A 14,171-nucleotide genomic window follows, 5' to 3' on the forward strand; every position below is an offset into this window, starting at 1 on the left:
TCACTGCAGTTGCCCGCTCACGCCAGCACTGTCAAAACTGGCCATTTCATTGAGAAAAGCCACGGCTGATTGCAACAAGGGATAAGCCAGCACGGCGCCGGTACCTTCCCCCAAGCGCAGGGACAAATGTAACAATGGCTGCGCCTTGAGATGCGACAACATCATGCTGTGCCCACTTTCATCTGAGCAATGCGCAAACACGCAATAATCAATCACTTGCGGATAGAGTTTGCTGGCAACTAACAAGGCTGAGGTCGCAATAAAGCCATCGATCAGCAATGCTGTCTTGGCTTCTGCCGCCGCCAGCAATGCACCGACCATCATAGCGATTTCAAAGCCGCCAAACACCGTCAGGGCCTGCAACGGGTCATCGGCTGGCACATGGTGGCTTTGCAGCGCAGAGGTCAATACCGACAGTTTGTGCTGCAAGCCTTTATCGCTCAGGCCGGTGCCGCGGCCCACACACTGATGCATGGGCAAATCGCATAGCACGCTCATCAGGCAGCTGGCACTAGACGTGTTACCTATGCCCATTTCACCCAGTGCCAGCACGTTACAGCCCTGGGCAATCACATCACGCGCAATTTGTGCGCCACGCATGATGGCTTGCGTGCACTGGTCAGCCGTCATGGCAGGCAAATGGCGGAAGTTTTCGGTGCCCATGCCTAATTTGGCATCAATCAGCATGGGGTGCGGTTGAAACACGGCATTGACGCCGCTATCCACCACATGCAAATCAAAACCATGTTGGCGTGCAAATACATTAATGGCGGCACCGCCATTGAGAAAATTCTGCACCATCTGCGCCGTCACCGCCTGCGGGTAAGGGCTCACGCCCTCTGCCACAATGCCGTGGTCACCGGCAAACACCAGCATGGTAGGCTGCTGCAACGTCGGCCGCTCGGTTTGTTGCATCAGCCCTAGCTGTAATGCCAGCGTTTCCAGCCGACCCAATGCCCCCAGCGGTTTGGTTTTTTGATTAATTTGCCGCATCAGGGCAGCCTCTAAAGTCGCGTTGTGCGTAGGCGCTATGTGAAATGTCTGCATAGGGATTATTTTACGGGCAAAAAGCAAAGCGTAGCAGAATTATGCAATGCCTGACCTGAATTTGCCTGGGATATAAAAAAGCCCCGCAAGTGCGGGGCAAGTCTCTAGGGACTACACGTAAACATTAACTAATCTTCACTGGCACGTAGATTTTGCTTTCACCACGCATCACCAGCAAGGCGACATTTTTCACGTTCTGTGACAGCTTGTCCTGTAGTTGCGCCACATTTTTCACCTGGTCGCCATTCACCGCCAGAATCACATCTCCGGGCTGAATGCCGGCGGTGGCGGCAGGCCCTTTGGCCACTTCTTCAACCAGCAAGCCTTGCTTGAGCTGCGTTTGTGCCAGCTCTTGTGCATTGAGTGGACGCACACTGACGCCGAGCTTGGCTTGCTGGCTATCGGCCACTTGCGCAGGCCCAGCCTGCGCCGTTTGCATTTCATCAATGCGCACAGACAATTTTTTCAACTGCTTGTTACGCCAGACTTCAATACCAACGGTGCTACCGGGTTTCACGCTGGCCACCATTGGTGGCAAGTCACTGGAGCGGTCTATGCTCTGGCCGTTGAATTTAACAATGACATCGCCTGGTTCCAACCCTGCATTATCCGCCGGGCCATTTTTCTCGACATTGCTCACCAGCGCACCACTCGGCGATTGCAAACCAAACGAGCTCGCCAGGTCCTGATTAATCGACTGCACGCCGATGCCTAAACGGCCACGGCTGACTTTGCCTTTTTCCAGCAGTTGCTGCTCGATGCCCATGGCGACATCAATCGGGATAGCGAAGGACAAGCCTTGATAGCCACCGCTACGGCTGTAAATTTGTGAGTTAATGCCGATGACTTCACAGTTGAGGTTAAACAGCGGGCCACCAGAGTTACCCGGGTTAATCGCCACGTCTGTTTGCAAAAATGGCACATAGCCTTCATCTGGCAAGGCACGTGATTTGGCTGAAATAATGCCTGCGGTCACGGTGTTATCAAAACCGAATGGCGAGCCGATCGCCACTACCCAGTCACCGACATTGCTATTTTTGGTGCTGCCGATATGCACGGTGGGCAAATCCTTAGCCTCAATTTTAAGCACAGCGACATCGGTCAGTTTATCCACGCCAATCACCTTGGCCTGAAATTCGCGTTTATCAGACAATTTCACGGTAACCACATCCGCCTTGTCGACCACATGCGCGTTGGTCAGAATCACACCATCAGATTTGACAATAAAACCAGAGCCCAAGCCACTCATCGGCGTTTCAGTTTGCGGCAGGTTGGGTTGAAAACGACGGAACAATTCAAACATCGGGTCATTGGGATCCACGCCAGGAATCCCAGCCGTTTTCACCGTGCCGGTAACGCTGATATTGACCACCGCCGCGCCCTGGCTAGCCGCGATGCTGGCAAAGTTTGGTAAGGTGATATAGGCACTCGGCGCAGTCATGGTTTTGGCAGACACCGGAGCCGTGGCCTGCGCATGGGTCACCAGCGTATTGCCCTTGATCCAGTAACCGGCGCCAAACAAAGCAGCCACCGCCAACGGCACAGTTACCCAATGCGTGAGTCTTGATTGTAAAAACGATTGCATCACAACGTCCTTTCTTGCTTTTTTAATCTTGCACTTCATAAAAACACGGTACGGGCATATTGGCATCAAAAATGCGCCAAAGTTTCACTGTATTTGTATCTTGATGTATCAGGCAAACAGGCGTGCAAGAGAGCATCTGTAGCACGGTGGCTCATGGCACATACATTGATCGTGATACACTTCACACTCTTTGTTTTTTGACCAAGCAATGACAGAGTTACCGTCTTTTTTAAAGCCCTACTGGCCTCGCCGTATGACAGGCACCCTGCGCGATTACGCACGGGCGGCCATCGGTGCCGGATTAGGGATTTTGTGTACCGGGCTGATTGCCCTCAGTGTGGTGCCAGGCGATTGGCATAGCGCAGTGTTTTTGATTGCGCCCATGGGCGCCTCGGCCGTCATCCTGTTTTGCCTGCCGTCCAGCCCGCTGGCACAACCTTGGGCGATTTTGGCGGGGAACACCCTGGCCGCCTTAGCGGGCGTGTTTTTCTCACAACTACTACCGCAACAACTGGTATTTGCTGCCGCGCTGGCCATGCTCTGCGCCATTGCCCTGATGTTTGCGCTACGTTGCCTGCACCCGCCCAGCGGTGCCGTCGCCCTCACCGCCGTGTTAGGTGGCGAGGCCATTCACAGCCTAGGCTATAGCTTTGTCTGGTGGCCAGTGTTGGCAAACAGCCTGCTACTGGTGCTCACGGCCTGGCTTTACCATACGCTGACCGGCTATCGCTATCCTGCAGCACATCACGAGCACGCGCCCAACTCGCCTACGCATATGCACTACCAGTTTGGGTTTAAAACAGAAGACTTGCAAACCGCGCTGGGGCAGTTTCATGAGGTGCTGGATATTCATCCAGAGCAATTACAAAGCTTGCTGGAGCAAACCGAGCTGATTGCTTATAGGCGCAAGCTGGAAGCCATTGAATGCCGAGAAATCATGCGCCCGGTCTCCACCACGCTAGAGTTTGGCGACCCGCTGGAAACCGCCTGGCAAACCATCCTCAAACAAACAGAGCCCGCGATTCCGGTGGTGAACAAAGCACAACTGGTGATTGGTTTACTCAGCGTGTCTGACTTTATGCGCCACGCCAAGGCAGAGAGTTACCGCGAAGTAGCGCCCGCCTTGAAGCGGCTGATCCGCTGGTCACCGACCACGCACAGCGACAAGCCAGAAGTGGTCGGCCAGATCATGACCACCCCGGCCATCACCATCAGCGAACACATGCACCTGATGCATACCATTCCGCTGATGACCAGCCATCACCTGCAATTGCTGCCAGTGGTCGACGGCGCCAACAAACTGGTAGGGATGTTGACCCAAACCGATGTAATCCGCGCCTTGTATCGTTAAGGTTGGGCAGATTGTTCGCGTTGCTTAAACGGCACAATCACCTCACGGGACGCCAGCACGATTTCGCGCAAAAAACATAACAGGCCGAAAATCAGCGACGCCATTGAAATAATAAAAGACACCATCACCAGGTGCGGCAAGCGCAAGCCGGTTTCTACCGACAAAAACATACTGGCAATCGACACACAAATACACAAGGCAGCAAAGGTGGCCGCTGCAATCGCGCGCCGCAACCACTTGGTGCGACGCACAATAATCCGCAATTCATCTTTAAAGCGCTCGCGCTTTTCTTCAGGCGCATCGGTCAAAAAGCGGGCACGGTCTATCGAGCGCCCCAGGCGGCCAATCAGCACGCCTAAAATCGAGCCGATCCCGGTCAATAAAAACACCGGCGCCACCGCATCGCGAATGGCCTCAGACACGCTGTGAATCTCAATCATGGTATTAATCATAGGTTTAACGGTCAGTCATTATCCAAACAAATCGGCACCAAAACCGTACTTTTCCGGCCATCGGTGCACTACAAAAAGGCATGCGCAAATCAATTCCGCGAAAAAGCGGGTGTTTGATGCTTAGTTCAGTGATTGATAAGCGAATTTTGCGCCATGTTCACTACATTTAGCCCCTTAATATTGCAATAAAAGCATTTTTCTTGCCATTGTTTTTCAATTCAAATGCCTCCATCGGGAATCATTTTTGCTCTATACACCCCGGTAACAATCGATATTGATAGGGAAGAGACCACAAGATGCACCCGCAACCGTTAACCGAGGATTTGGCTAACCACTTCAAGAAGGTCAATGACTTTCGTTCACACATTTATCAATTACAACATGCCTGGGATAGCCTGGCATTGATGGCGCAACTGTCCGGCACCGGCTCCGAAATGGAAGAAACCCGCAGTGCGTTTAATACCATCTCAAACGATGTATTACGCCACTTATCCCAGGAAACCTTGCATAAAACCGCGGCACAACTGTCATCAAAAGCATTTGAAATTATTAACTTGCTTGTGCGCAACCTGTTTGAGCGTACGGCTGACATCGGCTTTTTCGCCACCGACAATGATGTCCGTGATTATCTGGAAAAACAGGCAGCGGACAGCGTGGAAGATGCCGACCAGGAAAAAATTGAATTTCGTTTTCAGGAGTATCAGAAAAAATATACTGTTTACGACAATATTGTGCTGTTTGATGAGGAAGGCCAGCTATTGCATCAACTGGATGAGACGCAAACCACCCTGTGCCACTACCACCCAATTGTGGCCCTGGCTCGCCAATCGACTGAGCCTTATATAGAGCGCTTTTATGAGACCGACGTCGGTGGCAAGCTGCAGAAATCACTGGTCTATGCGCATGCCGTGCGTAGCAAAGATGGCCAGCGTGTCTTAGGCGTGCTCTGTCTGTGTTTTAAGTTCGTTAACGAGCTGGATACGATTTTTCATCACCTGATTTCAGAGCATGACTGGACCGTAGGCGTGTTACTGGACGAAGAGCATCATGTGATTGCCTCCAGTGATCCGTATCAAATTCCGCTTGGCATTGCGCTGTGCGTAGACCCGGAAACAGACTGGTTTATCACACGGTTTAACGGCCGCGAATATCTGTGCGTGACTAAACAGTCCGAAGGCTATCAAGGTTACTTGGGGCCAGGCTGGCTGGGGCAGGCCATGATCCCGATTGAGCATGCGTTTAATCAGACGATTCATGACACAGTGAATAACATTGATGCAGACACTCTGCGCAAAGTGATGCGTAGCCCGCTGATCTTTTCTGAAAGCTTGCTGAATATTCCCAAGCAGGCCGCCAATATCCAGAGCAAACTGAACCAGTCGGTGTGGAACGGCAATATCCGGCAAAGCAATGATGTGAACACGCAGCAGAAAAACTTTTCCAAAAGTCTGCTTTCTGAAATCAGCCATACCGGCCATAAAACGCAGAAAATCATTGAAAACATGGTGTCTGAGCTTTATCAGACCGTGGTGTCGGTGATGTTGGAAAACTCCAGTTTTTACGCGCAACTGGCGGTAGAAATCATGGACCGCAACCTGTATGAACGCGCCAACGATGTGCGTTGGTGGGCGCTGACGCATCTGTTTAGAGAGCTGCTGGCCAAGCCCAGCCTGCAAGCAGAAGACAAAGGCAAAATGAGCGAGGTGCTGCGCTATATCAACAGCCTCTACACCGTGTATGACAACCTGATCATCTTTGACCGCAAAGGCGAAGTGATGGCGATATCCAACCAGCAGTATGCCCATTTGCTGGGTACACACCTGGCCGATGAATGGGTAGGCCGCACCAGGAGCTGCGCCTCCACGCAAGATTACGTCGTCTCTGCATTTGAACCCACCCCGCTCTACAACGACAAACATACCTACATGTATGCTGCGCCGATCCGCCACCTCGATGGCAATAGCATTGTCGGTGGCATCGCCATTGTGTTTGATAGCACACCGCAGTTTCAGGCCATGCTGCGTGACGTGATTCCGCGCGATAAAACAGATACGCCAGTCCATGGCAGTTTTACCTTGTTTGTGAATGAGCAACTCAACGTGATCTCAAGCACACATCAAGACTTTGCCGTGGGCGAGTTGTTTGAGTTGATGCCCGCGATTAACAAGTTAAAAGAAGGCGATCAGCTATTTGATATTGCGATTTATCAAAATACTTATTATGCGGTGGGCGGTCGCGCCGCGTATGGTTACCGTGAGTTTAAAAGTGAACAGGACAGCTATCGCAACAAAGTGGTGGCGCTGATTTTCACGCCACTGGGCAAGGTCGATGAAATTAACCAGCGCATCCATGCCGAAGCACAAGTCATCCACAACAAATTCAACCCCAACCTGTTTGCGCAGTCCGGGCAGGACTGCCAGGAATATGCCACGTTTTACGTCGGCGACTCCTGGCTGGGCATAGAGGCGCGCTTTGTGCGCGAAGCGATAGACGAAGATCAATTACGCACCCTGCCGGAGTCGGCACCGTTTATTGCTGGCATGCACACCTATCAGGGCGAAGTGATTCCGGTGATAGACCTGGCGCGCATGCTGGGCCATCCACACTATTTCACAGATTACCGGCAGATCATTGTGATTGAAGACAAAGCCGCCTCGCTAAAATTTGGCCTGTTTGTCTCTGCACTGGGCGAAATCCCTTACCTGGCGCCATCGCAGATTCAGCCGATGACAACCTTCTTCAGGGGCGCCAGCCACAACCCTGGCATTGCCATTGCCAATATCGCCCAAAACAGCATGCTGACCCTGATCACCGCACAAAGTCTGTGGGACAAAGTGCTTTCCGTACGCTCGCAGTCTACAGAACAGGTGTATGCCTGATGAATAGTCAGACTACCCTCTTTGGCATCATGCAAAACGACATCATGGAATCCTTACTCACTGCGCAGCAACAGCGATTGCTGGATACGCTGCTGGATAATCTGGATGGCATGATTTACCGCTGCCTGTATGACAGCAACTGGACCATGATTTATGTCAGCAAGGGCTGCGAAACCCTCACTGGTTATCCGGCACATGAGTTGCTGCTCAATAAAAGTACCTCTTACGAAACCATGACGCACCCGGATGACCGCGACAAGGCGCGGGCAGTGATTGATGCCGCGATTCAGAAAGGCGAGCGCTTTGAGCTGGAATACCGTATTGTGCGCGCCAATGGCGACATCACCTGGGTGGCTGAGCGCGGCAGCGCGGTGTTTGATAACAATGGGCAGCCGGTGGCGCTGGAAGGCATTATTCAGGACATCAGTGGCCGCAAGCGCATCGAAGACGAACTGTTCAGCACCGAGCAAAAGTACCGCTCCATGTTTGAAAACTCCACGCTGGGCATGTTCCAGACCACCGAGTCTGGCACCTACCTCAATGCCAATCCGGCGCTGGCAAAACTATACGGTTATGTGTCGCCAGAGGCACTGATTGGCGACCTGAACAATATCAGCACCCAGCTTTATGTGGCCGAAAGCAGGCGCGGCGAATTTACTGACGCCATCCGCGCGCAAGGCCGGGTACACAACTTTGAATCTGAGGTTTACCGGCTGAATGGTGAAACCATCTGGATTTCGGAAAACGCGCATGCCGTCTGCGACCCGCAAGGCGAGATTTTGTATTACGAAGGCACGGTAGAAGACATTACCGACCGTAAGAACCACGAGCTGCAAATCCGCCAGCTAGCCGTCACCGACAACCTGACCGGCCTGCTCAACCGGCATGCGTTTAGTGGCAAACTGGCCAGCCTGATTGCCGAGGCGGACAAAACGCAAAACAAAATTGCCATTGCTTTTATCGACCTTGATCATTTCAAGCTGATTAACGACACACTGGGTCACCGCGCTGGTGACAAACTGCTGGAAAATGTCGCGCAACGGCTGATCCAGAGCACGCGCCCAACCGATGCCATTGTGCGCTTTGGCGGCGACGAATTTGTCATGCTTTACCCCCGCCTGCGCGTGGCCGAAGATGCTGAACCCTTGCTAGCACGTGTGATGGAAGCCATTTCGCAACCGATCGCCATTGGCGACTATGTGTTTAACATGACTTGCAGTGTCGGCGTCAGCATTTACCCTGACCATGCCAAAGAAATAGATACCTTGCTCAGTTGCGCTGACTCGGCGCTGTACAGTGCCAAAAACGCAGGCAAAAACAAGGTACAAATGTTTAGCGGCGCGCTGGCACAACAACTGGGCGAGCGTAACGAAATTGAATATGGTCTGGGCCATGCCATGCAGCGCCAGGAACTCATGCTCTATTACCAGCCGCAAATCAATATGCAGCACGGCAATATCAGCGCGCTGGAGGCCTTAATCCGCTGGCAACACCCTGAGCGCGGGTTGATTCCACCCGACCAGTTTATTCCGGTGGCCGAAGAAACCGGCCATATTTTTGCCATTGGTGAATGGGTGTTGCAGACCGCCTGCCAAAAGATCAAGTCCATGCAAACCGAGTGGGGCTATATGGTGCCGATTGCGGTCAATGTGTCGCCGATACAGTTTTTGCGTGGCAACCTGGTTGAAACCGTACAACGCGTATTGCGGCAAGAGCGCGTGCCGCCACATTTAATTACGCTGGAGGTCACCGAAAATGCACGCTTCAAAGACGAAGCCATGTTCACGCGGACGCTGGAACAACTGAAACGGCTGGGCGTGTGTATTGCGATTGACGACTTTGGCATTGGCTATTCGAACATGGCCTACCTCAAAAACTATCCGATTGATGAGCTAAAAATCGACAAGGCGTTTGTGCAAGACCTGGAGCAAAGCGTCACCAACGGCAACATTTTGCTGGCGCTGATTAACCTGGGCAAAAGCTTGCATAAATCAGTGACGGCAGAAGGCATAGAAACCGAATACCAGCACCGCTTTTTACTGCACAGCGGATGTGATGTCGGCCAAGGCTACTATTACAGCCGACCGTTGTCTGACGAGGCGTTGGCGCAGTTTATGCGCGAACAGCAGCCGAAGTTTGATCATTTTCAGCAGGTGGCCAGGTAACACTGGCCACCATGCATTTTGCCAATCGCAGGATCAAGCGACCGTTTGCTCGATCTCTGGCAGGGCTTCGTGCTTGATGGCGGCTTCAAAGGCCGTCAACCGCTTGTACACAGACAGCAGTTCGACGATGGTGGTCCACGAGTTCACCAGGTATTGGAACGAGTTACTCACTTGTGAAAACGCGGTCAGAATCTGCTGCAAAATCCCAAAAGTGATCCGGCCAGCCGCAATGGTCGGCACCAGAATCAGGTAGGCAAAAATATTATCTGCCTGCAAATACAGGCTGCGCGCCACATTGAAATACATATAGTGAAAATACAGGCGGAAGTAGTTTTTACGCACATCCATAAACAGTGACTTCAGCGTGGCAGGTTGTGCGCGTTCGTTATTGTCTTCGCCATACACCAGCTCTTTACGATATGCCGCTTCGACGCGCTGATTTCTGAATTCCAGCCCCGGTAATTTAATCCCCACCGCGGCTAGCAGCAAGGTGCCGAACACCGACCAGGCAATCGCAGAGGTAAACAAAGGCGCTGGCACCGCCCCAAATACCGGCAACTCGCTGACGTAAGCTGACAAACTCCATAGCACCGGCAAGAAGGCAAACAAGGTCATGATCGCTTCGACCATAGACACGCCCAGGCCTTCCATAATGGTGGCGAAGCGCATGGTATCTTCCTGCACCCGCTGCGACGCACCTTCAATCCGGCGCACCTGTGGCCACTGGCTAGTGTAAAAATCGTTCATGGCCGTGCGCCAGCGGAAAATATAATGGCTGACAAAAAAGCGCGTAATGACGTAGATAAAAATCGCCACAAACGCAATTTCGGCAAACTGCAACATCAGCGTGTATAACTCGGCGGTGGTCACTTTAGAATTAGGCGACAAGGCGGCCTGCACGCCGTCAAAAAAGGGTCGGCGCCAGTTGTTAATTGCCACCGACACCTGCACCGAGTAATAAGTCGAAAACAAAATAAATGCTGAACCAAGAATCGACCACCATTGCCAACGGCTGGGCTTGAGCTTAAACCAGGCCAGCGCGAATAGCGCCACACTCACGGCATAGTAGCCATAAAACAGCTTGAATGAGTCGGTGACAAAGTGACCCAGGCCAATCACTGGCTGTTCTTCAGCCATAGCCAAGCCAAACACGGCGCCAATGGCGGCAGAAAACTCAAACCAAACACCGCAGCAAATAGCCGCCCAGACAATGACGGAAGGCCAGAACCAGCGGGAATCAGGGAAAAAGGATTTAAACATAGCGCTTTCTTAGACGATTTTTCAACAGATGTTTTAGGGAGCCACTTTTCGCCAGTGTATTGGCTCTTGAAAAGACCTGCAACAAAAAAGCCTCCGTGAGGAGGCTTTGTGTGTTTAAAGGTTTGTGCGCACTAGATACGGTTGCCGCGGAAACAGCAGCCCAACGGCGTATTGGCAATATAATTTGCCTTCAACACCATGGCATGCGGTTTAATCGCTGAATGTTTTTGTGACACACGCTTTTTATAAACAGCCGGTTTTTTCATGGCAGTCTGTTTATCTTCATTGACTATATTGTCATCTATTGCCGCCACTTTTAGCGCAGGGGCAGCAGCATTTTCGGTAATGACCACTTCAGCCGCTTGCGGTTTGGCCGCGACTTGCCCCGTCTGTGCGCGATTAAGCAAAGGATTGTTGTCAGCAGGGGCTTGGTGCTCAAAAGTAATCATCATTAAGGCAAGCATATTTAAAAAAATCAGCTTGGGCAGCATATAGGATTTGGTTCGTTGCATGGTGAATACTCAGTGTTGTTATAGATTATTTCAATGGCGATTTTAGAGTGCCGATGCGCCTTGAGTAAGTCGACCACTGCCGATTTATTTGTCAGAAAATGCCTACAAAATAGCTATTGCAGAAAACATTTACGCGATACGATGGTCAGAGTATACACGGTCATGCATGGTGCATGATCGGCGCGGTTGGCCTTTCACTCTCGGAGCCTGTATGCAACGGTTATTCGTTTTATCTATCCTGTTAACAAACATGAGTCTGCACGCGCAGCCGAGCATCGTAGACACCCTAGAGCTGGGCCATTCGATTGTGATGGTCACCACCGATATTCCCGGTGGCTCCAACGGCCGTGGCTCGGGGGTGGTGGTTAGCCCGGAATATGTGGCGACCAACTGCCATGTGATTGCCAATAGCAATGGGGCCAATATTGCGAAGTTTAGGGATGGTTATCAGCCAATTGCGCTCAAGGCAAACTGGAAACGTGATGTCTGTTTGCTCAAGTTTGACCCACTGCCGTTTAAGCCACTGTCGATGCGCGACAGCAAAACATTGCAATACGAAGAAGAAGTGTTCAGCCTGAGCTTTCCGGCAGCTGCGCCGGTGCCACAAATCTCTTATGGCAATATCAAAGGGATTTATCCTTTTGAGGGCAGCATGATTGTGCGTTCAAATGCCGCTTTTTTAATGGGCTCCAGCGGCGGTGCCCTGTTTGACCAACACTTTAACCTGATCGGCCTCACCACCTTCAAGAGTCCGGGACATCAGGCGTTTTACTACAGCCTGCCGGTGGAGTGGATTAAAGAGCTGATGGATGCGCCGGAAGTCATCTCACTCAAAACCAACGAGGTACCATTTTGGGCCTTGCCGCTGGAACAACGGCCGTATTTTATGCAGGTGGTGATTCCTTACCAGAATGGAGATTGGGCGAGCTTGCAATCAATTGCTAACTTATGGGTGAAGCAAGAACCAAGCTCTGCGGATGCCTGGTACTTTTTGGGATTGGCGGAAGAAGGCTTGCAGCAATTTGCCAAGGCAGAGCAGGATTTACAGCATGCCTATGACTTGAACCAGCGCGATTTTGACGCCATGCTGGCCTTGTCTCGGGTCGCGCTGACACAAAAAGATGTCGCCACGCTAGAGGCGATTCAACCGGCGATTAATGCCATTGACCAAAGCGCAGGCGAACAAGTCGCGCAGCAAATTTTAAAGTTAAAACAAGGCAGTTAAAGTCACCGGCTATTGGTGTCGATGGCAGCTAGTGTCAATGGCGGCTGCCTAAGGCTGCAACGAAACCAACAACAGCAAACAGCCAATCACCAGCAAAGATATTTGCTGGCGCAACTGGTAAAACCAGCGCTCTATTGCGCCATCCGCTAGCAGTTGTCGATCAATCAGCAGCAGGCTGATAAAACAAGTGATCTGGATCAGATACTGCGTGACCGGAATCAATAGTAACAACGGTAACCAGGCCAGCAAAGCGATGACGTTACTTGAGATCAACAGATTGATGCGTCTGGCTTTTGCATGGGTGAGATATAATCCCCAGTGGATGCCTGACAGAAAAGAAATAATGATAGCACCGTAGGTGAGTGACAAGTAACCGGTGTGATAATTCGCCATCCCGGCCAACTGTCCTACCACTGCGGCGATAAACGGAGTGGCGCCTAATAAAGCCAAGCCTTTTGCCCATAGCATCTGATCTCGTTGCATGATAATTTCTCCTGATAACCGATACTCTGACCTCACTCCGTCAGTTTGGTTTTCGACACAGGAACTAAACTGTGGTGCTACATGACAGACACATGATCTCAACCAAATCACTTAGAACAATTATGATGAATCACCGCCATTTCTCCCGCTCGACCATTAGCCTCGCTATCGCCTGTTTCAGTGCCACGGCAGCGGCAGAGTCGCGCCCCACAGAATCACGCATAGACCGCCAAACCGAAACTGCAGTGCCTAGAGCGCAAAATCTTTATGGCATCGGCGTAGGTATTTTGCCAAAAACGTCTGGCTCCGATGAATACCGTGCATTGGTATTGCCGATTATTAATGCCAATTACGGTGACCGCTTTTTTGTAAACGCTTTGCAGGCAGGCGTCTGGCTGCTGGACAGCGATGATAAGCGACTGCGTTTTGGCCTGTCTGCCGAAGCTAAATTTGGCTGGGATGCCAGCAAAGGCGACCGCACGCGCGGCATGCAAGACCGCGATTTTTCAATTTTTGTTGGCCCCTTGCTGCGCTGGCAAACTGACTATGGCACGTTTAACGCGCAATGGACGGCAGACGCCAGCGGTAACAGTAATGGCCAGCAAGTACAGCTGCAATATATTAAAAGCTTGATTCGTGCACCGCAATTACGGCTGAACGGCGTCATTGGCGCCACCTGGAACAACCAGAAATTTAATGACTATTATTTTGGTGTGAGCACCAGCGAAGCGACTGCCAGCCGCCCAGTTTACCGCGCAGGTTCTGGCGTGGAATGGCAAGCAGGGGTCAACGGCATGATGCCTGCCTTTAAAGACCACTCACTGTTGTTTGGCGCCTTTGTGACGCGACTCAGCAACGCACAAAATGATAGCCCGATTACCGAAACGAGAATCCAGCCGATGGCTTATGTCGGCTATAGTATTCCTTTCTAACGCACTTGCTTTTAACTCAGCTGGCGGCGGCTTTTATTATCTTTCGAAATCGGTTTCGCGCACAAAGGTTTTTTAATCATGAATATATGGCAATTTAAGTAAACCGATAAAATTAGGCCGTAAAAAAGGATTTCAGTTGACACTGGTGGTGCCTAGAATGCCTTCATATTTGATTTTTGCAATGTGAAACGGTTGAGAGCATATTAATTCCTGACTCATGAAGGCAAAAGCTAGAGTGCGAAGCTTTTCTGCCTTGCTAGTCGCGAAAACGAGATCATCG

General features: G+C 51.4%; 11 protein-coding genes. 5 read left to right on the forward strand and 6 right to left on the reverse strand.

Annotation, left to right across the window (positions count from 1 at the left end; all coding sequences use genetic code 11):
* Entirely contained in the window at nt 1-1,047 is a 1,047-nt protein-coding gene (cobT, locus tag E6Q52_RS11680; protein ID WP_292822218.1) for a nicotinate-nucleotide--dimethylbenzimidazole phosphoribosyltransferase, read from the reverse strand.
* Between the two features lie 124 nt (nt 1,048-1,171).
* Nucleotides 1,172-2,632, reverse strand: a complete 1,461-nt coding sequence (locus E6Q52_RS11685) for a DegQ family serine endoprotease (protein ID WP_292822220.1) — start codon at nt 2,630-2,632, stop codon at nt 1,172-1,174.
* A gap of 253 nt (nt 2,633-2,885) precedes the next feature.
* On the opposite strand from E6Q52_RS11685, the gene E6Q52_RS11690 reads away from it, so the two are divergent.
* Entirely contained in the window at nt 2,886-3,983 is a 1,098-nt protein-coding gene (locus tag E6Q52_RS11690) for an HPP family protein (protein WP_292822222.1), read from the forward strand.
* Here the strand turns inward: E6Q52_RS11690 and E6Q52_RS11695 are convergent.
* Nucleotides 3,980-4,423, reverse strand: a complete 444-nt coding sequence (locus E6Q52_RS11695) for a DUF2721 domain-containing protein (protein ID WP_292822224.1) — start codon at nt 4,421-4,423, stop codon at nt 3,980-3,982. The two genes, E6Q52_RS11690 and E6Q52_RS11695, sit on opposite strands and share 4 nt — an antisense overlap.
* A 308-nt stretch (nt 4,424-4,731) precedes the next feature.
* On the opposite strand from E6Q52_RS11695, the gene E6Q52_RS11700 reads away from it, so the two are divergent.
* Together E6Q52_RS11700 and E6Q52_RS11705 are read left to right on the forward strand one after the other, a co-directional pair.
* The gene (locus E6Q52_RS11700) at nt 4,732-7,314 is read left to right on the forward strand and encodes a chemotaxis protein CheW (protein ID WP_292822226.1); all 2,583 of its coding nucleotides are present in this window, start codon (nt 4,732-4,734) and stop codon (nt 7,312-7,314) included.
* A complete protein-coding gene (locus tag E6Q52_RS11705) occupies nt 7,314-9,479 on the forward strand; it encodes a GGDEF and EAL domain-containing protein (protein WP_292822228.1) in 2,166 nt (721 codons plus the stop codon). Before E6Q52_RS11700 ends, E6Q52_RS11705 begins: the two co-directional genes overlap by 1 nt.
* Nucleotides 9,480-9,512: 33 nt before the next feature.
* Here E6Q52_RS11705 and sbmA read toward each other — a convergent pair whose 3' ends face one another.
* Together sbmA and E6Q52_RS11715 are read right to left on the reverse strand one after the other, a co-directional pair.
* Nucleotides 9,513-10,739 carry a peptide antibiotic transporter SbmA gene (gene sbmA / locus E6Q52_RS11710; RefSeq protein ID WP_292822230.1) on the reverse strand — a complete coding sequence of 409 codons (1,227 nt, stop codon included), beginning with the start codon at nt 10,737-10,739 and terminating at the stop codon, nt 9,513-9,515.
* A 131-nt stretch (nt 10,740-10,870) separates the two neighbouring features.
* Nucleotides 10,871-11,251 carry a hypothetical protein gene (locus tag E6Q52_RS11715; RefSeq protein ID WP_292822232.1) on the reverse strand — a complete coding sequence of 127 codons (381 nt, stop codon included), beginning with the start codon at nt 11,249-11,251 and terminating at the stop codon, nt 10,871-10,873.
* A gap of 211 nt (nt 11,252-11,462) precedes the next feature.
* On the opposite strand from E6Q52_RS11715, the gene E6Q52_RS11720 reads away from it, so the two are divergent.
* Nucleotides 11,463-12,476 carry a serine protease gene (locus tag E6Q52_RS11720; protein WP_292822234.1) on the forward strand — a complete coding sequence of 338 codons (1,014 nt, stop codon included), beginning with the start codon at nt 11,463-11,465 and terminating at the stop codon, nt 12,474-12,476.
* A 48-nt stretch (nt 12,477-12,524) separates the two neighbouring features.
* Here the strand turns inward: E6Q52_RS11720 and E6Q52_RS11725 are convergent, their stop codons facing one another.
* A complete protein-coding gene (locus E6Q52_RS11725) occupies nt 12,525-12,959 on the reverse strand; it encodes a DUF3429 domain-containing protein (protein WP_292822236.1) in 435 nt (144 codons plus the stop codon).
* 122 nt (nt 12,960-13,081) lie between these two features.
* On the opposite strand from E6Q52_RS11725, the gene E6Q52_RS11730 reads away from it, so the two are divergent.
* A complete protein-coding gene (locus E6Q52_RS11730; protein WP_292822238.1) occupies nt 13,082-13,891 on the forward strand; it encodes a MipA/OmpV family protein in 810 nt (269 codons plus the stop codon).
* Nucleotides 13,892-14,171 lie beyond the last annotated feature (280 nt).

The sequence above is a fragment of the Methylophilus sp. genome (assembly GCF_008015755.1).
Classification (GTDB): domain Bacteria; phylum Pseudomonadota; class Gammaproteobacteria; order Burkholderiales; family Methylophilaceae; genus Methylophilus.

Bases quoted from the DNA above. Each gene is read 5' to 3' on its own strand.
- cobT (WP_292822218.1), bottom strand. From the start codon at position 1,047: ATGCAGACATTTCACATAGCGCCTACGCACAACGCGACTTTAGAGGCT.
- E6Q52_RS11685 (WP_292822220.1), bottom strand. From the start codon at position 2,632: ATGCAATCGTTTTTACAATCAAGACTCACGCATTGGGTAACTGTGCCG.
- E6Q52_RS11690 (WP_292822222.1), top strand. From the start codon at position 2,886: ATGACAGGCACCCTGCGCGATTACGCACGGGCGGCCATCGGTGCCGGA.
- E6Q52_RS11695 (WP_292822224.1), bottom strand. From the start codon at position 4,423: ATGATTGAGATTCACAGCGTGTCTGAGGCCATTCGCGATGCGGTGGCG.
- E6Q52_RS11700 (WP_292822226.1), top strand. From the start codon at position 4,732: ATGCACCCGCAACCGTTAACCGAGGATTTGGCTAACCACTTCAAGAAG.
- E6Q52_RS11705 (WP_292822228.1), top strand. From the start codon at position 7,314: ATGAATAGTCAGACTACCCTCTTTGGCATCATGCAAAACGACATCATG.
- sbmA (WP_292822230.1), bottom strand. From the start codon at position 10,739: ATGTTTAAATCCTTTTTCCCTGATTCCCGCTGGTTCTGGCCTTCCGTC.
- E6Q52_RS11715 (WP_292822232.1), bottom strand. From the start codon at position 11,251: ATGCAACGAACCAAATCCTATATGCTGCCCAAGCTGATTTTTTTAAAT.
- E6Q52_RS11720 (WP_292822234.1), top strand. From the start codon at position 11,463: ATGCAACGGTTATTCGTTTTATCTATCCTGTTAACAAACATGAGTCTG.
- E6Q52_RS11725 (WP_292822236.1), bottom strand. From the start codon at position 12,959: ATGCAACGAGATCAGATGCTATGGGCAAAAGGCTTGGCTTTATTAGGC.
- E6Q52_RS11730 (WP_292822238.1), top strand. From the start codon at position 13,082: ATGATGAATCACCGCCATTTCTCCCGCTCGACCATTAGCCTCGCTATC.